This window comes from Burkholderia sp. MSMB2157WGS (assembly GCF_001532755.1).
Classification (GTDB): domain Bacteria; phylum Pseudomonadota; class Gammaproteobacteria; order Burkholderiales; family Burkholderiaceae; genus Burkholderia.
In genome coordinates this window covers 615,056-634,148 of sequence record NZ_LPJG01000011.1, presented here as the reverse complement: position 1 = coordinate 634,148, position 19,093 = coordinate 615,056, and the positions used below count along the sequence as shown (strand labels likewise).

Here is a 19,093-nt window from a genome sequence, read left to right as displayed (position 1 = left end):
CGCTTACGCGGAGGCCCGCGGTGCGTTCACTGGGCGCGCGCCGGCCAGCAACGGCGGCACGAGCAGGTACAGCAGCGCGGCCGCAGCCCACACGAGCCCCGGCCAGGTCGCGCGCGTCGCCGCGTAGGTCGCGGTGACGACCAGCGGCCCCGCGACGCCGATCAGGCTCGCCACGCTCGCCAGCGTGCCCTGCAGTTCGCCCTGGCGCGCGTCGTCGACCTGCCGAGCGAGCATCGCCTGCAACGCCGGCAGCGTCATGCCGCCGGCCGCGAACAGCGGCAGCAGCGCAAACGGCACCCAGGCGGCGGTGGCGCACGCGATGACCGCCAGCCCGAGCGCGTCGCCTGCGAGGCCCAGTGCGAGCGCGCGCCGCTCGCCGAGCCGCGCGATCAACGGCCCGATCGCGAACGCCTGCGCGAGCGCGTGGCACGCGCCGTAACCGGCGAGCGACAGCCCGGCGACCGGCGTCGACCAGCCGAAATGTTCCTGGCCGTACAGAATCCACAGCGTCGCGGGCGCCTGCGACACGAGCGCCACGATCACGTAGATGCCGACCAGAGGCGCGAGCGCGGGCGCGCCGCTCAGCCGGCGCAGGCTCGCGAACGGGTTCAGCGCGCCGACCGTCCGGGCTTCCCGGCCTTCCCGGGCCGGCCGCGATTCCGGCAGCACGCGCCACACGAGCACGAGGTTCAGCGCATTGAGCAACGCGGCCGCGACGAACGGCGCACGCAGGTGCAGCACGCCGAGCAGCCCGCCGATCAGCGGACCGGCGATGAAGCCGATGCCCATCATCGCGCCGAGCTGGCCGAAGCGCCGGGCGCGATCCGGTTCGTCCGTCACGTCGGTCACGTACGCGGTCGCGACCGCGAGGTTCGCGCCGGTGATGCCCGCGATCAGCCGCCCGACGTAAAGCCACGCGAGCGTCGGCGCGAGCGCCATCAGCAGATAATCGAGCGCGGCGCCCGCGAGCGACGCGAGCAGCACCGGGCGGCGGCCGAAACGGTCGCTCAGCGTGCCGAGCAGCGGCGCACACAGGAACTGCGCGAACGCGTACAGAGCGAGCAGGATTCCGTAGTGGGTGTCGGTGCTGCCCGCGCCGACGAGCGAGCGCAGCAGCCCGGGGAGGATCGGCATCACGATCCCGACGCCGATCGCGTCGAGCAGGACCGTGGCCAGGATGGCAATCAGGGACGGGTTCAAGAGGATCACTCTATCGATGATAGAGTGCGAAGTATTCCATAGTTTCCCTATCGGTGATAGAGATGAAGGACACGGGAGCGCGGCTGACGCGCGACACGGTATTGCGCGCGGCGCTCGAATTGCTGGATGAAGTGGGGATCGACGGACTGTCGACGCGACGGCTTGCCGAGCGGCTCGGCGTGCAATCGCCGACGCTGTACTGGCATTTCAGGAACAAGGCCGAGCTGCTCGACGCAATGGCCGAGGCGATCATGCTCGAGCGTCACGGCGCGTCGCTGCCGCGCCCGGGCGACGTGTGGGATGCGTGGCTCGCGGAGAATGCGCGCAGTTTTCGCCGAGCGCTGCTGGCCTATCGCGACGGCGCACGCCTGCATGCCGGCACGCGGCCGCGCGCCCTGCATTTCAGCTCGATCGAACGCAAGGTCGCGCTGCTCGGCGACGCGGGGTTCACGCCGGACGAAGCGGTCGACGTGATGGTCGCGATCGGCCGCTTCGTGGTCGGATGGGTGCTGGAAGAGCAGGCGGCGCCGGACGGCGACGCCGATGCGCCGCTGCCGGACGCGGCCGAGTACCCGCGGCTCGCGCAAGGTTGGGCCGCGCTGCGGGAGCGCAGCGGCGACGAAGCGTTCGAGCGCGGCATCGCGTGGATCATCGACGGCGCCCGCGCGCGCCTGGCGGCGCGGCGGGCGGGCTGACCGCGTCAGCCCGGCGAGCGGCCGTCGAGGACGCGTTCGAGTGCGTCGAGCGCACGGGCCGTCGAATCCGGCGCGATGCAGTCGACCACGATCCGCTCCGGCATCGCGCGCAGCCACGTGATCTGGCGCTTGCACAGCTGGCGTGTCGCGAAGATGCCCTTGTCGCGCATCGTCCGGTAGTCGGTGACGCCGTCGAGGAATTCCCACGCCTGCCGGTAGCCGACGCAGCGCATCGACGGCAGGTCGGGATGGAGATCGGCGCGGCGCCGCAGCCGTTCGACTTCGTCGATGAAGCCCGCGTCGAGCATCGCGTCGAAGCGCTGCGCGATCCGTGCGTGCAGCACCGCGCGATCCGACGGCTCGAGCGCGACCGGCACGAAGCGGTATGCGGCGGCCGCATCGTCCGTGCGGCGCGGCGCGGCGAGCAGCACCGACATCGGCTGCCCGCTCAGCATGAAGATTTCCAGCGCGCGCTGGATCCGCTGCGAATCGTTCGGCGCGAGCCGCGCGGCCGTGTCGGGATCGACTTGCGCGAGCCGCGCGTGCAGCGCGGGCCAGCCGTCGCGCGCGGCGTCGGCATCGAGTGCGGCGCGGATCTCCGCGTCGGCACCCGGCAGGTCGTTGAGCCCTTGCGTCAGCGCCTTGTAGTACAGCATCGTGCCGCCCGCGAGCAACGGCGTGCGGCCGCGCGCGACGATCTCGCCGATCAGGCGCAGCGTGTCCGCGCGGAATTCCGCGGCCGAATACGCGTCGGCCGGGTCGATGATGTCGATCAGATGATGCGGCACGCTCGCGCGCTCGTCGCGCGACGGCTTCGCGGTGCCGATATCCATGTCGCGGTAGACGAGCGCCGAATCGACGCTGACGATCTCGATCGGGCGGCGCGCGGCGAGCGCCAGCGCCGCGGCCGTCTTGCCGGAAGCGGTGGGGCCGAGCAGGCAGGCGATCGTCGTCGGGCTGGACTGCGAGGAAGCGCTCATTGCCCGCGCATGAAGAGACGGTCGAGATCGTTCAGCGTGAGCTGATACCAGGTCGGCCGGCCGTGATTGCACTGGTCCGCGCGCTCGGTCGCCTCCATCTGGCGCAGCAGCGCGTTCATCTCGTCGAGCGTCAGGCGCCGGTTCGCCCGTACCGCGTGATGGCACGCGAGCGTGCCGAGCAGTTCGTGCTGGCGCTCGGTGAGCACGCGCGAGCCGCCGAACGCGTGCAGGTCGGCGAGCACCGCGCGCGCGAGCGACTGCAGGTCCGCATCCTTCAGCAGCGCCGGCACCGCGCGGATCGCGAGCGTCGTCGGCGACAGCACCGCGAGGTCGAAGCCGAGCGATTCGAGCGTGTCGCGCTCTTCCTCGACCGTGCCGATCTCGACCGGCGTGGCCGTCATCGAGATCGGCAGCAGCAGCGACTGCACGGCGACCGAGCGATCCGCGAGCGCGTTCTTGAATTGCTCGTACAGGATCCGCTCGTGCGCCGCGTGCATGTCGACGATCACGAGACCGTACGCGTTCTGCGCGAGCACGTAGATGCCGTGGATCTGGCCGAGCGCGAAGCCGAGCGGCTGCTCGTCGTGCGTGACGGCGGCGAGCGGCGACGCGGCGAAGCCCGGCAGCGGCGTGGCTGGGGCGTCGGCGGCATCGCGCGCCACGAGTGTCGTGCCGTCCGGCGTGCCGGCACCGCTGTCCTTGCGGCCGAACAGCGCATCGTAGAGCGCGAGCGGCTGCGCGACGGGCAGCGTGCCCTGCGTCATCCGCGCCTGGCGCATCCACGTGTTACCCGCCGACGACGAGGACGACGGCGCCGAGAATCCGCTGCCGCCGCTGCCGCCAGTCGCGCCGCCCGGGCTCCGGCCGAGCGGCGTATCGACGAACGATGCCGGCCCGCGCGGCGCGGGTTCGATATGCGCGGCATGGCCGCCCGCGGTGGTTTCCGGCGATGCGCCCGCGTGGCGAGCAAGCGCACGCTGCACCGCGTGGAACACGTACTGGTGGATCGAGCGCGAATCGCGGAACCGCACTTCGATCTTCGACGGATGCACGTTCACATCGACGGCTTCGGGCGGCAGGTCGAGGAACAGCACGTACGACGGGTAGCGGTCGCCGTGCAGCACGTCCTCGTAGGCCGCCCGCACCGCGTGCGTCAGCAGCTTGTCGCGCACGAAGCGGCCGTTCACGAAGAAATACTGCTGGTCGGCGCGACCGCGGCTCGCGGTCGGCAGGCCGGCGCAGCCGTAGACGGCGAGCGGGCCCGCCTGCTCGTCGAGCGGCAGGTGCGCCGTCGCGAAGCTTTCGCCGAGAATCTTCGCGACGCGCTGCGCGGGCTCGGTCGCATTCCAGTGCTCGACGGCCTTGCCGTTGTGCAGCACCGAGATCGCGACGTCCGGCCGTGCGAGCGCCGCGCGGCGGATCATTTCCAGGCAGTGGCCGAATTCCGTCTGCTCGCTCTTCAGGAACTTGCGCCGCGCGGGCGTGTTGAAGTACAGCTCGCGCACCTCGATCGTCGTGCCGATCGAGCCGGCGGCGGGCGACAGCACGCCCGTCTGCGCATCGATCTTCGTCGCGTGCGCGGCATCGGCCGTCCGGCTCGTGATCGACATCTCGGCCACCGATGCGATCGACGCGAGCGCTTCGCCGCGAAAGCCCAGCGTCGCGACCGCCTCGAGCTCCTCGAGCGAGCGGATCTTGCTGGTCGCGTGGCGCATCAGCGCGAGCGCCAGTTCGTCGGGCGGAATCCCGCAGCCGTCGTCGGTGATCGAGATGCGCTTGACGCCGCCTTCTTCCAGCACGATCCGCAGCGTCGTCGCGCCGGCGTCCATCGCGTTCTCGAGCAGCTCCTTGACGACCGACGCCGGGCGTTCGACGACCTCGCCGGCGGCGATCTGGCTGATCAACTGGTCGGGCAGGGGCTGGATCGCGCGCAGCGGGCGCGCGGCGGGGGCGGGTGCGGCGCCCGCGGCCGTTTCGGTGATATCGGACATGGCCGAATTATAGCGAGGCGGCGAACGCGTGCCGGGGCGGCCGGCCGTTACGTTTTTTCACGGAGCCTTAAGGTAGTTTCGGTATCATCGCTGGGTTGCACGCGCCGCCTTGGCTGGCGGGCGCCTCGGCCATCTCTGGCCTGTTCCGGCCGTTCCGGCCCTACCGCCTTCGAGGAATCGCATTTGGATACGCTGCTTCATTTCGTCAACCTTGTCCTGCATATCGACGCTTTCCTCGGCGATTTCATCCGGCAGTACGGCGCGTGGGTCTATCTCGTCCTGTTTCTGATCGTGTTCTGCGAGACGGGGCTCGTCGTGTTCCCGTTCCTGCCCGGCGATTCGCTGCTGTTCATCGGCGGCGCGTTCGCGGCGACGGGCGAAATGAACGTCGGCCTGCTGATCGTGCTGCTGCTCGTCGCGGCGATTTCCGGCAACACCGTGAACTACCTGATCGGCCGCTGGATCGGCCCGAAGGTGTTCAATACGCATATTCCGGTGCTCGAGCGCTTCCTCGATCGCGCCGCGCTGCAGAAGACCCATTCGTTCTACGACAAGCACGGCGGCAAGACGATCGTGCTCGCCCGCTTCATTCCGGTCGTGCGCACGTTCGCGCCGTTCGTCGCGGGCGCGTCGTCGATGAGCGTCGCGCGCTTTCAGTTGTTCAACGTGATCGGCGCGCTGGTGTGGGTGCTGCTGCTCGTGTTGCTCGGCTATTTCTTCGGCAACATCCCGTTCATCCGCCAGTATCTGAACGTGATCGTGCTGGTCGGGATCGGCGCGGCGATCGTGCCGGTCGCGCTCGGCGCGGTGTGGAAGCTCGTGCGCGGGCGGCGCTCGGATGGGGCGCCGAAGGCGGGCGGGCGCTAAGCGCGTTGCTTCTTTTCTGCAGCAGTCAAAAGCGTGGCGAGAGCCACGCTTTTTTTCGTTCGTGCGGTTCGGCTGCTTGCGTTACGTGTTGCGATGCGAGATCGGCGTTTCGGGCGTCGGATAGCCGGCGTCGCGGAACGTCTCGAGGATCACGCGGTTGGTGTCGCAGTACACCTGCCAGTAGTTCTCCGGCTGAGTCGACGGGCGCACGAACAGCAGCGGACCTTCCGGCGTGAACTGCAGCACGCCGACGTCCGGTGCCGGCACTTTCAGCACGTTCGGCACCAACTGGATCTGCGTCTTCAGACGGTTGATCGCATCGGCCGCGTCGACGCCGTTCGCGATCTTCGCGGTCAGGTCGACGCGGCGGTGCGGCGTCGCGCTGTAGTTCGCGATGTTGTCCGAGAAGATCTTGTTGTTGCCGACGATCGTCACGATGTTGTCGGCGGTGATGATCGTCGTGCCGAACAGGCCGAGCTCCTTCACGGTGCCGGTGACGCCGCCCGCGCTGATCACGTCGCCGATCTTGAACGGGCGCAGCACCTGCATGAACACGCCGGCGGCGAAATGCGCGAGCAGGCCGCCCCAGGCCGTGCCGATCGCGAGACCGAGGCCGGCGAGCAACGCGGCGAACGAGGTGGTCTGTACGCCGAAGAGCTGCAGGATCGCGAGGATCAGGAGGATCGTCAGCAGCACGCCGACGACGGAGGTCAGGTAGTCGGCGAGCGTCGGGTCGACCTTGCCGCTGCGGCGAACGACCTTGCCGAGCAGGCGGGTACCGATGCGGATCGCCCAGCGGCCGACGAACCACAGGACGATTGCGGCGAGGAGGTTCAGGCCGAAGTCGAGGCCGCGGGTCATCAGGAATTGCTGGGCGGTGGCGAGATCGATCATGCGTTCTCCGAAGTCAAGGGTAAAAGGGCGGCGCATGCGCCGGAATGAGTGGCGCTTTTATAACCTGAGCCGTGAGGGGTGGGCAACCGGGCTGACATTGGTTGACGTAATGAAAAACGGGCAGGACGGGGGTGTGTGCTGCCCGTGGTGCGCGCCAATCTCGTGAAAATGGCGTCTGAGGCGGTTCGAACAGGTTGTATGGGACGATTCGGCGAACGAGTATCGATCGTCGTCAACGCGTCGTTGGATCGTGAAAATATTGCCGTCCTTGCCAACCGGCATAACCTATTGCATTGCGAGTCCAGCGTATCGCCTTGACGAGCGGGCGGGCGCGGTTGCCGCGAATTTTATCGAGGGGGCGAGTTGCATTCGGCGCGAGCTGCCGGGCGATAGCCTCGGGCGTCGTAAACAGCGAGAGTTGCCAGTCCCAATAGATTGCGTAACGGAGCAGTACCCCCGCCGTCAGCATGTCGAGCGATAGCCGACGCTCGCGCCACGGCTGTTCCAGCGCATCGTGCGTCAATCCCCAACCGGCATAAAACGGCAGGCCGTAGGTATGAACTTCCTTTCCGCGCAACAATGCATCGAAGCCGGCGAGCGATGAGAGCGTATGCAGCTCGTCCGCCACGTCGATCAGAGAAACGAGATCCGCATGCGTATCAACGACATCGGCGAGGTGTTCCGCATCGACTAGCCCGGCGCGATTGCCGGACAGTACGTCCGGATGCGGCTTGTAAATGATGAATGCGTCAGGCCGCCGCGCACGCACTTCCTGCAACAACGCCTCCGACGTGGCTATCGTGCCCGTTCCCAGTCGGATCGACGCATCGTCCGCAACCTGACCGGCGACGAGTACGATGCACCTGTCGTTCGGAACGTGCCACGTCGGTGCCTGGCGGCCGAGATTGTATTTCGTGAGGCCTAGCTGGACGAGCCTTTGCCGCAACGCTGCCGCGCGCTGCAATTCCGGTTCGTCGAAGGTTGCCTGATTGAGAATGACCGTCAGGTCGCTGGGGCGGCTCGCGTCGAAATACAGGCCGCGGCGATCGATCACCTGACTACATGGCGGCGACATGTCGGAACCGAGCCCCGTCGAATGAATGAAGCCGTCTTCGATCCGCACGCGTGCCGCTCCGTCCGGCAGGCCTTCTGCCGAACGTCCACCCCATATCGCCGCGTGTTCGTCCGTGTGCATGTCGCGCGGATCCGCTATCCAGCGTAACGTTCCGCCCCCTGCTGACAGGTACGGAGTGGCGTACGGACGTTTCCACCACTGAAAGCCTATGCCGGCTACCCGGCCGAGGTCGCTATAGCGGTCCGCGACGGCATGCTGCAGTTCGATGCAGTCGAGGGCGTTTTCGAGCGTGCCCTGGGTGCCATGTATCGGATCGAGGTAATGCGCGAGTTGCAGGAACGCAGCATCGAATAGCGCGGACACGCAAGGGCGTGCGCGGCGCTCCGGCATTGCGGCGCGATCCTGCGTCAATCCCCAGCCGGCATAATAGGGTGTACCGAACACATGAACCGGGACGCCGGCCAGAAGTGCAGCCATTCCTTCGGAGGCACCCACGACATAGACGGCGTCCGCCTGTCGAAGGATGTCCCGCAGTGAATGCGCGACGTCGAGGACTCGAGCATGGCCGGGCAACTGCGTTTTGTTCGACAACCAATCGCCGGCGCCTGCATCGGCGGAGCGCAAGATCCACAGGTCGGCGTCGGCGTGCGTGAGACGCGCCGTATCCGTCATTGCCGCAAAGTGCCCGCGGCGGTTCGTTGCCGACGTGCTGCTGTCTACATGTGAGGTTTCGCGTTCGTCGATCAATACGATGCGCTTGCCGCCGCCGGGTACGCGCCATGCGCCGGGCAGTTCGGCTACGCGTTGCCGAACGTGCAGCGCGTCGCTGTCGACAACGCGGCGCATCAGATGGCGGTATCGCGTGTCCGTGTCGCTCCCATGCGTGGCGTTGAGCGTGCGTTCGAGTGCTGCGACGAGCCCGCCACGTGTAACCAGATCCGGCGGGATGCGGAACCACGAAAGAGGTGGCGCGTGCATCGTCCGCCGGCCGAGGACGGGGCCGGGGGCGACCGGGTAGACGGTACGTCCGAGCGATGCGAACGTTCGGGCAAGTGCGACCCCGCGCCACGAATCGATCCATACGAACGGCGACTTGCCGATCGGCAAGTGGCCCCTGCGCTTACCCGGCACCATTGCGGTCGCGTCGAATGGCTGGATTTCGGGCGTCATCGAAGATTCATTCGGTACCGGAACCATTTACCCGAGCGATTCGAGAAAGCCGTCGATTCGTTCGAAGTGCTCCCCCCACGTCGGCGCCCGAAAGCGTTCGATCCGCGCGATCTGGTTCGCTCGTTCGGCGCTGTTCGACCGGGCGTACGCGCGAATCCGGGAGAGCCATCCCGGCCCGTCGAGCGGGTCGAGATAGTCGGGAATGTCCGACGCGATCTCGTGAAAGACGGGCAAATCGCTGGCGAGCACCGGCACGCCCAGCGTTAACGCCTCGGCGAGCGGCATACCGTAGCCTTCGGTGAACGACGGGAACACGAGTGCTCGCGCATGCTGCAACCAAGCATGCAGCCGATCGTCGCTGCAATCCGACTCTTCGATGACCACGCCGCGTATCGTTGCGCAGCGCTCCAGCATATCGACGACGTTCTCACATTCCCACCCTCGTCGGCCGATGACGACGAGCCTGGGAGCAGCGTCGCCCATCTGTTCGACCAGATGCCGCCAGACGTGCAGGATGAACCAATGGTTCTTGCGCGGCTCGATCGTGCTGAGCATCACGAAATAAGGCGCCTCGATCGGCGGCGGGCTCGGCGGATGAGGTTCCACTGCGGGCGCGAGCGGCGCGACGACGACTGGCGGAAGCGGCAGCGACGCTTGCCGCGCTTCGTTCGCCAGTTCGTCGTAGGTCGCCTGTGAGTTGCTGATCAAGCCGCTCGCATGCCGTAGTGCGGTATGAATGCGGGCGCGATGCGATGCGTCCACGCCCGGGCGGCAGTATTCCGGATGCGTCAACGGAATGAGGTCGTGGACCATGAAGACCGAGCGCGCGTTGCGTTGCGCCATCGCCCGATAGTAACGAGTGAACTCCATCCCGTGGTGACTGGTATGCAACAAAATTGCGCGATCGAATCGCTGCGAACGAAACCGGTTCAGCAACGCGGAAGCAACAATTTTGCGTAGTGCCCATCGATCGCGACTCGACGACAGCAACAGCGAGAACGCCTTTTGCGAATCATTTTCCGTTAAAACTGTGGAAAAGCCGCGTTCGCTCAGCACTGCACGTGCGCGGTCGCCATACCGACGGATGTAGGCCAGTCCGACTCGGTCTACCCCGGTGGGGATCAGGCCATCATAAAAGCGAGTGGCAAGACGAGTGACGTCTAGAAGTATTTTTGTCACGCGGGTGCAATGTGGTTGTGCATGCGGAAATGAAAAGTGTTTCTGTTTGCCGAAGCCTGACGGCTCATGCAACAATTCCGCCGGGTAATTCTATGGCATCTCGGATGGCGGGACAATTCGCGCGCGCATCTATTGATCGGTGCAAATGCCGAGCATGCCAAAAACCAATTGAAGCTTGATGTCAGATTTACCGATCCGCTCGTTCTCGCGAGTGGCGGCAATGGACTGTTGAGACCGCACCTGCTTGCACCAAATCGGCTCGCACCTCGAGCAAGGGATTGGCTGCTTGTAAGCCAGGGCCGCTGGACGACGAAAACCGGAGGGACCTCAAGGGTGCCTATCGGCGATTCGGATGCTCCACGCCGGTGAATTCTCCGGTACATCTTACATTGTGCGGTAAAATCCGGCGGCCTTTGAATGACTGGATTGTTAAATGCAGAGTTTAAATCGCAGTGTTTGGTTGGCTGCTGCCATCGGCGGTGCCATTGGGTTGGCTGCTTGCGGGGCCATTCCCACGTCCGGGCCGAGTCGTTCCGAGATTAATGCCAGTGGCGCGGGCACAAATCAGGTCAGTTCGCAAGGTATCCAGGTCGTCGACGTAACCGACCAGATCGCGCGGCAACTTTATGCCAGCCGCAAAAGCACTGATTTCGCTGCAACGTTGGGCGATAACTCGGCGTTTCAGCAACAGCTGGGTGTAGGTGACGTGGTGGAGGTGTCGATCTGGGAAGCGCCGCCTGCGACCCTCTTCGGCGGCGGCACGAGTGACGTCCCGACGTCCAGCAGCCTGCCGACTGGCGCGCGGCTGACCAAGCTGCCGACGCAAGTGATCGACGGGAACGGTAACATCCATGTGCCGTTCGTCGGCGCTATCAAGGCGTCGGGCCGTACACCGAGCCAACTGCAGGCGTTTATTGCAGCACGCCTCAAGAATATCGCGCACGACCCGCAGGTACTGGTACAGCTGGCGCGTAATGAGACGTCGTACGTCACGGTGGTGGGGGACGTGTCGAGCAGCACGCGCATGCAATTGAGCGCCCGCGGCGAACGCGTGCTCGACGCACTTGCCGCGGCCGGCGGCGTGAAGCAGCCGATCAACAAGATCATGATTCAGGTAACGCGCGGCGAAACGGTCGCGCTGGAGCCCTTGGAGACGGTGATACGTGATCCCCGCCAGAATGTCCCGCTGAAGGCGGGCGATGTCGTTACGGCATTGTTTCAGCCCTATAGCTTCACGGCGTTTGGTGCGACCGGCAAGAACGAGGAAATCAATTTCGAGGCGCAGGGCATAACGCTGGCGCAGGCGCTGGCGCGGGCAGGCGGCCTGCAGGACTCGCGTTCGGACGCACAGGGCGTATTCATTTTCCGGCTGGAAGATCAGCAGGCGCTCAAGTGGCCCAACCAGCCGGTGCGAACGACGGCAAACGGCAAAGTCCCAGTCATCTATCACATTAACCTCAAAGATCCGGATTCGTTCTTCGTGGCGCAGAGCTTCATGATGGACAACAGGGATGTTCTCTACGTTTCCAATGCACCGGTGGCAGAACTGCAGAAAGTGCTGAACCTCGTGTTCTCCGTAGCCTATCCGATCGTGTCTGGTGTCCAGACGTTCAAGTGATTATGAAATTTTTTAAGCGAATTAATCGTTTATTTTTGATAACGGTCGTCATTCCTACTGCTGCTTCGATTGTTTATTTTGGTCTTGTTGCCAGTGATCAATATACATCGGTTAGTAGTTTTCTGATTCGTAGCCCGCAACAGTCCAGTGCATCAGGGTTGGGCGGGTTGCTGAAAGGTGTTGGTGGATTTTCTCAATCGGACGGCGATGCCTATACGGTTCAGAAATACATTCTTTCTCGTGATGCGATGATGGTGCTGGATAAAGAGCAGCACATCAAGTCGGCGTTTCAGAGCGGATCGATCGATTTTGTTAATCGTTTCTCTATCTTTGGTTTGAACGATAGCCTGGAAGAGTTTTATCTTTACTATGGCAAGAATATCGTCGATGCCAAGGTCGAGGCTGATTCCTCGATCGTGACGTTGAATACCAATGCATACGATCCCCAGCTTGCGTGGAGCATGAACAAGCGGCTGCTGGAACTGGGTGAGCGGATCGTCAATCAGATGAATACGCGCGCCCGGGCAGACCTGATCAATACGGCCCAGCACGACGTCGACGTGGCCAAGGAACGTGACCGGGTCGCCACGCTTGCATTGGCACATTATCGGAACAGCGCCGGCGTGATCGATCCCGAGCGTCAGTCGACGATCCCGTTGCAGCAGGTCGGAAAGCTGCAGGACGATTTGATCGCCACACGTGTTCAGATTGCCCAAATGGAACGGTTGTCGCCGAACAATCCGGGACTGCCGACCCTGCGCGATCGTGCGAAGCTGCTGCAGCAGGCGATCGATCAGGTGAGCCAGCGCGTGGCCGGCTCGCAAGGCGCTTCGCTGGCCAGCAAGGCCGCCGAATTCCAGCGCCTGACGCTGGAGAAGGAGGTGGCCGACAAGATTCTTGCGGGCGCCATCACCTTGCTGGATCAGGCACGCGTCGAGGCTGAACGCAAGCAGCTTTATCTCGAGCTCATTGCCGAACCCAGCCTACCCGACTATGCGATGAGCCCGCGTCGCGGGCGTGCCATTCTCGCTACCTTCCTGCTCGGCCTTGTTTTGTGGGGCGTGTTGACAATCGTCATCGGTGGAGTGAAAGAGCATTATGACCGCTGATTATCGTCCGCCGACATTTTGGGAGCAGTCGCGTATCCAGATCCGTGTCATCTGGGCGCTGATCATGCGCGAGATGATCACTCGTTTCGGTCGCGAAGGGCTCGGCGTATTGTGGATGATGGCCGAGCCGGCGATGTTCGTTGTCGGCGTGATGATTATTTTCAGTCATACGGAATCGAAGGCCAAGTATTCGGTTGCCGAATACCTGGCAGTCAGCTATCCGACCCTCTTGTTCTGGCGGAATACAGCCAGCCGGGTAATCAAGGCCATCGAATATAATCGTTCGCTACTGCATCACAAGCCAATCCGGCCGATCGACATACTGTACTCGCGCATCATTCTTGAGTTTGCAGGCGCTACCGCTTCGTTCTTCCTGCTGTACACGGTGCTGGTCGTGATCGGCATTTGCCAGCTTCCCGCTGATCCGCTCAGCATGATTCTCGGGTACTTCCTAGTCGTCTGGTTTTCGTTTAATTTCGTCATGACCATGGCGGCGCTGTCCGAGATGAGCGAGGCAGTGGAGCGCGTCTCACACGTCATCCTGTACCTGATGATCCCTTTTTCGGGTGTTTTCATTCCTACATACGTCCTGCCGCCGCGACTCGCGGAATTATTGACGTACTTTCCGTTGGTCGATGCCGTGGAGTATTTTCACTACGGATATTACGGAGATCGTATGCCGACGCTGTATTACCTCGGCTATACGGTCACCGTGTTGTTGTTTTTTACTCTCTTTGCTCTGTCGATTGCACACATCGCCATCCGACGCGTGCAATTGAACTGAGTCGAGGTCGGGCATGATTGAACTGCGCAATGTCACCAAACGGTATTCGATCCATCACGGGCGATCGCATCGCGAGGTGCTCAAAGGTGTGAACCTTCGTGTTCAGGCGGGCGAACGGTGGGGCATCCTCGGCCGTAACGGAGCGGGGAAATCTACGCTGATTCGTATCATCAGTGGGTCGGACAAGCCGCATTCCGGCGAGGTCATCAAGACGATGTCGGTATCTTGGCCGCTGGCATTCGGGGGGACGTTCCAGGGCAGCTTGACCGGCAAGGACAACGTGCGGCTGATCGCCCGCATATACAACGTCGATTACCGCAAGACCCTTGATCTGGTCGAGGATTTTGCCGAACTCGGTGCGTATCTTGACGAGCCGGTCAAGTCGTACTCTTCCGGGATGGCCTCGAGGTTGGCGTTTGCGATTTCGATGTCGATCGAATTCGATTGCTTTCTGATCGATGAGGGCATGTCGGTCGGTGATCACCGTTTTCATCAGAAATGCAATGTCGAGCTGTTCGAAAAACGGGGCGATCGCGCAATGATCATCGTTGCCCACCAGACGGATCTGATTCGCAATGTTTGCAGTCATGCCGCTGTTCTGGAAAACGGCGTGCTCACGGCATGCGAGTCCGTCGAGAACGCAATTCAGATTTATGAGTCGCTTTGAAATAAAGCGAGAGTGAACTCTATGTATAAGGAAGCGGCGTATGCATGACACTGCATATAAGATTGGTGGTCTGGTCATGGATACCTATTTGCCATCGATCCCTTCGAAGATACTCGAGATCGGTGCGCAGAACATCAACGGCACATTGAGGGATCATTCTCCGCGCAATGCCGAGTATGTCGGGCTGGACTTTGTTGCAGGTGACGGTGTCGATGTCGTCATTACCGGCCTCAACGATTGGGGTGTGCCGGATGATCACTTCAACCTGGTCATCGCATCATCGGTTTTCGAACACGACAATGCCTTCTGGCGAACCTTTGTCCAGATGTGCCGGAAGGTGAAGCCGGGCGGGCATGTCTATATCAGTGCACCTTCCAATGGCTCGGTGCACCGCTATCCGAAAGATTATTGGCGCTTCTACCCGGATGCCGGGCTTGCACTGGAAGAGCTGGCGCGCGGCGAAGGCTTTGAGTTGACGCTTGTGGAAAGCTTCGTTGCAGAGCGGGAAGCTGATTCCTGGAACGATTTCTGTGCCGTTTTCCGGCGTGGGCCGTGCGATGCCGAGCTCAATCTCGACTTCGTTCACAACAAGGTGCGTTGTACCAATGCGCTCAACTGGCGGTCGTCGCTGATTGTCGATTCAATGGAAGCGACCGAGGACATGCGTCTTCTGCGTCAGGCACGTGACGATGCGGAGCAGGCAGTCGCGCAGCAGCGCTCTTTTGAGGCGCGTCTCGCGGAACTCGCCGATCAGAAAACGGCGAGCGAAAAGCATTTGCACATCCAGATTGGCGGTCTGACGCAATTTGTTCAGGAGCGCGACCAGCAACTCGAGACGCTGGGCGGTCAATTGCGGGTACTGACCGAGACGCTCGAGAAGGAGCGGGCCGATTCCGCGGTGTCGCAGCGCTCTTTCGAGGCTCGGCTGGCCGAACTCGCGGCCGAGAAGGCGTCAAGCGAGGCGGATCTGCAGAAGCGAATCGATGAACTGACGACGCTTGTTCGAACGCGAGACCAGTACCTTTCGGATCAGGGTGATCAATTGCAGGCGCTGACCGGGAAACTCGAGCAGGAGCAGGCAGACTCTGCCGCCTTGCGGCGTGCTTTCGAGGCTCAGCATGCCGAGTTGATCGCTCAGAAGACGGCGAGCGAAGCGCGTTTGCAGGAACGGATCGGCGACCTGGTACAACTGATTCGTGAACACGACGAACATCTTGACGAACAGAGCAGGCAGTTGCAGGCGCTGACTGCCGAGCTTGTGACGGAGCGGACAGGGGCGACTGCGCGACAGAGGTCTTTCGAGGCGGCGCTTGCTGAGCTTGCCGCGCAGAAAGCAGCGAGCGACGACCGTTTGCAGGAGCGGTTCCGTGAGATTGGAGGGTTGACGCGGCTTATCCAGGAGCGCGATCAACATATCGTGGAATTGCGCACGCAGTTGCAGGCAATGACGTCGGACCGCACGAGGGAGCACGCGGGGAGACGCAGCTTGCTCTGGAAGCACGGCTCGCGGAACTTGCTGCGCAGAAGGCGACAAGCGAAGAGCGCCTGCACGAGCGTTTTCGTGAGATCGGCGGCTTGACGCGACTCATTGTGGAGCGCGATCAGTACATTCAGCAGCGCGATCAGCAAATTTCCGACTTGAAAATGCAGATCGAATGGCTGTGTCGGGTTATTTCAGTATTGACGAAAGGTTTTTCGACCTCCAGCAAGGCACGAGCGCTCGCCTGGTTGCCAGCGTATTTCAGCCACAAGAGACAGAAGATCTCGCTGAAAGAGCAGGGCTTGTTCGATCCGGATGATTATGTCGCCACCTATCCCGACGTTCTGGAAGGCAGGGCAGACCCTCTGCGACATTACATCAATCATGGCATCAACGAGGGGCGTATTATTAAAAAAGGGGGGCGACTGTGATCGACACTATCAATGAGAGAGAAGTAGCCGTTATTCGCGGGTGGAAGCATTTTGATGCTGAGTGGTATTTGCGGGAGTATCCGGACGTCGCTTGGATCGGTCTCGAGCCGGCTTATCACTATCTGTGGATCGGTGCCCGGATCGGGCGGCGGCCGTCGCCCAACTTTACTTATTTCACGGAAAATTATTCAGGAACGAGCGACCTCCTGAAAAGAATCGACGAAGGCGATTTTTCGGATCGGCCGGAGATCGGGCATGTGCGCACGCAGCCGGCGGAATTCGTCGGCTCGGGAGGCATCGACGTGGCTGCGGTCCAAGGCATGTCCGTGGCCGTGCACGCGCATATGTACTATGCGGATCTGGCCGGAGAGTTCGCCCAGTACCTGAGCCGGATACCGTGTTCGTTCGACCTCTATGCTTCCACGGCCAACGAGGCTGCTCGCGAGTCCGTCGAGAAGGTATTTGCGACCATTCCGAATGCCGCGCGCGTCGATGTTCGTGTCGTGCCCAATATCGGTCGTGACATCGCTCCATTCGTGGTCGAGTTCGGCAAGGACCTGGCGAAATATGATGTCATTTCGCACATCCAGACGAAAAAGTCGTTGTACAACAACGGGAAGACGGATGGCTGGCGGGAGTATCTGCTGGATTCGCTATTCGAACAGCCGGAAAGAATTGCGCTGTTCTTGCGCGCGCTCAAGAGCGGTCGCTACGGCATGATTTATCCGCAGTGCTTCTACAATTTGCCCTACATGGCCAATACCTGGCTGGCCAATTCGGGTGTGGCGCGAGCGTGGGCGCCGCGCTTCGGAGTGGAGAAGCTCCCGGACGGGTATTTCGATTTTCCGGCCGGGTCGATGTTCTGGGCGTGTACGGAAGCGGTGCGGCCTTTGCTGGAAGCGGGGCTGGAATGGAGCAATTTCCCGCCGGAACAAGGGCAGACGGACGGAACGCTGGCTCACGGGATCGAACGAATGCTGGGCGTCATTCCGACGTCCCGGAATTTCCAGCTCGGCGTCATACGTGATACGCGGACACCGAGCTGGTCGCGTTGGCGGCTCAATCAGTACATTGACCGACCGCTCGCGCATCTGCATTCCATGATCGAGAACGACGATGTGAAGGTCGTTGCGTTCGACATTTTCGACACCCTGCTGACTCGGCCATTTCTCGATGCCGACTACGTCAAGTGTCTGCTGGATGCCGAATATGCGCAGCAAGGGATAGCCGGTTTTCGCGAGCTTCGCGTGCAGGCCGAAGGCCGGGCACGAGAAGCCAAGGGGCGCGATGTCGACATCTACGATATCTACCGGCACCTCGCCGTGGATCAGCGCGGGGAGCGGAAATTGCTGACGCCCGACCGGGAAATCGATCTCGAGATCAAGTCGGTGCGGCCAAGGCGTGAAATGGTGGCGCTTCTGAAATTCGCCGCACAGAAGGGCAAGAGGGTCATCCTAGCCAGTGACATGTTCCTGACGCGGGCAGTCATCGAAGAGATGCTGCGGCGCTGTGGCGTCGACGGCTGGAACCACCTTTATCTGTCGTCCGAAGTCGGCGTGCGAAAGGATAGCGGCAAGCTGTACGAACATATTCTGGCCGAAGAGAAAATTGCGCCGCAGCAGATGGTGATGATCGGTGACAACGAGCGATCGGATTTCCAGATCCCTGCGGACATGGGTATCCGGGCAACGCACGTCGTCAAGCCGAGCAATATGATGCGTGCGATGCCACTACTCGCCGACCTGGTCCCGAATGCAGAAACGGCACCCGCGGCCGACCAGTTCTTGTTCGGCACACTTGCATCGGAGAACTTCGGACCGGTGACCTATCCCGATTTCTCGGCCGACGACATGTTCGGCTCCAGCGCCCGGTCGGTCGGCTACAGCCTGCTCGGTCCAATCGTAGTCGCGTTTTCGGAATGGCTGCGTGACCAGGTACGGGACAATGACCTCGATCGCCTGTATTTCCTGGCGCGAGAGGGCAAGTTCCTCAAAGAGGTCTTCGATTGCTGGCAGGCCGGTCAAGAGCAGGCGGTCCGCAGCGAATATCTGCTGATCTCTCGTCGGGCCGTCACGGTGCCCTGCATTCGTACGGTCGAGGATATCTTCGACATCGCGGCGGCCAACAACTTCTATGGCGCATCCATGGCGATGTTCCTGGACGAGCGGTTCGGCACCGTGCTGGACGATCGGCAATGGGCCGAATGCGAACGGGCGAAGGTATGGGCGCGACACGAGCCGCTAACGATCATCGATCACGATATCGATCATATTCGTCCCTTCCTGCACTTCATCACGCCGCATATCGTCAAGCAAGCCGGCCTGGAGCGCGAGAACGCGCTGGCTTATCTGCGCGACAAGGGGCTTGATGCGGACGGTCGCGGCGCTGTGGTCGATGTCGGTTATGGCGCGACCATTCAGCGGCATCTGATCAAGCTCCTCGATCAGAAGGTGCACGGCCTGTATCTGATGACCGATAGCAAAGGGCGGTCGCTCGAGACGAGTGCCGGCGTCCGGGCGGCAGGGTGTTTCGCAGAAGGTGTCGAACGTGCGCCTACTGCGCCGCTCATGTTCCTGAATAGTTTCCTGCTGGAAAAGATGCTCAGTGCAGATGATGAGCAGGTGATCCGCTATGCCTCTTCCGATTTCGTCGAGTTCCGTGAGCCGGGCGACTACATCGATCAGGGCCGGAAATGCCGGTACGAATTGCAGCAGGGGGCTATGGATTTCGTGAAGGAAGCCGTTCGTTTCCGCGACGAGATGTCAGGGTCGCTGCAAATCAGCAAGGCGCGTTGCGAGGAACTGTTTTCGCGGTTCGTTGCGAGATTGTCCAGCAATGAAAAGCGAATCTTCTCGTCACTTGCACTCGATGATTTCTACTGTGGCAGAGGCATCGTGGCCGAGTGAGTGCGATACGTGATTATCGGCGAAGGCCGGTTCGACGTCGACGAATG

The 19,093-nt window shown here is 62.3% G+C and carries 15 protein-coding genes; 9 read left to right on the top strand and 6 right to left on the bottom strand.

Features of this window, described 5'->3' with window-relative positions; translation table 11 throughout:
• Positions 1-3: 3 nt before the first annotated feature.
• Entirely contained in the window at positions 4-1,200 is a 1,197-nt protein-coding gene (tet, locus tag WT53_RS07585) for a Tet(A)/Tet(B)/Tet(C) family tetracycline efflux MFS transporter (RefSeq protein ID WP_034207837.1), read from the bottom strand.
• 62 nt (positions 1,201-1,262) lie between these two features.
• Here tet and tetR point away from each other — a divergent pair, with 62 nt between their 5' ends.
• Entirely contained in the window at positions 1,263-1,895 is a 633-nt protein-coding gene (gene tetR, locus WT53_RS07580; RefSeq protein WP_034206487.1) for a tetracycline resistance transcriptional repressor TetR, read from the top strand.
• Between the two features lie 5 nt (positions 1,896-1,900).
• On the opposite strand, the gene miaA is transcribed toward tetR, so the two are convergent.
• Positions 1,901-2,875, bottom strand: coding sequence for a tRNA (adenosine(37)-N6)-dimethylallyltransferase MiaA (miaA, locus tag WT53_RS07575; protein ID WP_034206488.1), 975 nt, complete (start codon positions 2,873-2,875; stop codon positions 1,901-1,903).
• Positions 2,872-4,866: a DNA mismatch repair endonuclease MutL gene (gene mutL / locus WT53_RS07570; protein ID WP_034206489.1), complete on the bottom strand. Its 1,995-nt coding sequence runs from the start codon at positions 4,864-4,866 to the stop codon at positions 2,872-2,874. The genes miaA and mutL overlap by 4 nt, the downstream gene beginning before the upstream one ends.
• 183 nt (positions 4,867-5,049) lie before the next feature.
• On the opposite strand from mutL, the gene WT53_RS07565 reads away from it, so the two are divergent.
• Positions 5,050-5,733, top strand: coding sequence for a DedA family protein (locus tag WT53_RS07565; RefSeq protein WP_034206490.1), 684 nt, complete (start codon positions 5,050-5,052; stop codon positions 5,731-5,733).
• A gap of 81 nt (positions 5,734-5,814) precedes the next feature.
• Here the strand turns inward: WT53_RS07565 and WT53_RS07560 are convergent, their stop codons facing one another.
• The 3 genes from WT53_RS07560 to WT53_RS07550 all read right to left on the bottom strand — a co-directional run bounded on the left by WT53_RS07560 (position 5,815) and on the right by WT53_RS07550 (position 10,051).
• Positions 5,815-6,627, bottom strand: a complete 813-nt coding sequence (locus WT53_RS07560) for a mechanosensitive ion channel family protein (protein ID WP_060259040.1) — start codon at positions 6,625-6,627, stop codon at positions 5,815-5,817.
• Between the two features lie 232 nt (positions 6,628-6,859).
• Positions 6,860-8,872 (bottom strand): capsular polysaccharide biosynthesis protein, encoded by a 2,013-nt coding sequence (locus WT53_RS07555; protein ID WP_034206492.1) that lies wholly within the window; start codon positions 8,870-8,872, stop codon positions 6,860-6,862.
• Between the two features lie 27 nt (positions 8,873-8,899).
• On the bottom strand, positions 8,900-10,051 hold the full coding sequence (locus tag WT53_RS07550) for a glycosyltransferase family 1 protein (protein WP_034206493.1): 1,152 nt from the start codon (positions 10,049-10,051) through the stop codon (positions 8,900-8,902).
• A 433-nt stretch (positions 10,052-10,484) separates the two neighbouring features.
• On the opposite strand from WT53_RS07550, the gene WT53_RS07545 reads away from it, so the two are divergent.
• The 7 genes from WT53_RS07545 to WT53_RS07515 all read left to right on the top strand — a co-directional run bounded on the left by WT53_RS07545 (position 10,485) and on the right by WT53_RS07515 (position 19,046).
• The gene (locus WT53_RS07545) at positions 10,485-11,669 is read left to right on the top strand and encodes a polysaccharide biosynthesis/export family protein (RefSeq protein ID WP_034206494.1); all 1,185 of its coding nucleotides are present in this window, start codon (positions 10,485-10,487) and stop codon (positions 11,667-11,669) included.
• Positions 11,670-11,671: 2 nt separating this feature from the next.
• Positions 11,672-12,778 (top strand): capsule polysaccharide export protein, encoded by a 1,107-nt coding sequence (locus WT53_RS07540; RefSeq protein ID WP_034206495.1) that lies wholly within the window; start codon positions 11,672-11,674, stop codon positions 12,776-12,778.
• Positions 12,768-13,562, top strand: coding sequence for an ABC transporter permease (locus WT53_RS07535; RefSeq protein ID WP_034206496.1), 795 nt, complete (start codon positions 12,768-12,770; stop codon positions 13,560-13,562). Before WT53_RS07540 ends, WT53_RS07535 begins: the two co-directional genes overlap by 11 nt.
• Before the next feature lie 13 nt (positions 13,563-13,575).
• Positions 13,576-14,229 (top strand): ABC transporter ATP-binding protein, encoded by a 654-nt coding sequence (locus tag WT53_RS07530; RefSeq protein WP_034206497.1) that lies wholly within the window; start codon positions 13,576-13,578, stop codon positions 14,227-14,229.
• Between the two features lie 76 nt (positions 14,230-14,305).
• A complete protein-coding gene (locus tag WT53_RS07525) occupies positions 14,306-15,808 on the top strand; it encodes a methyltransferase domain-containing protein (RefSeq protein ID WP_179948996.1) in 1,503 nt (500 codons plus the stop codon).
• On the top strand, positions 15,805-16,140 hold the full coding sequence (locus tag WT53_RS07520; protein ID WP_060259033.1) for a hypothetical protein: 336 nt from the start codon (positions 15,805-15,807) through the stop codon (positions 16,138-16,140). Before WT53_RS07525 ends, WT53_RS07520 begins: the two co-directional genes overlap by 4 nt.
• Positions 16,137-19,046 carry a rhamnan synthesis F family protein gene (locus WT53_RS07515; RefSeq protein ID WP_034206498.1) on the top strand — a complete coding sequence of 970 codons (2,910 nt, stop codon included), beginning with the start codon at positions 16,137-16,139 and terminating at the stop codon, positions 19,044-19,046. The genes WT53_RS07520 and WT53_RS07515 overlap by 4 nt, the downstream gene beginning before the upstream one ends.
• Positions 19,047-19,093: the final 47 nt, after the last annotated feature.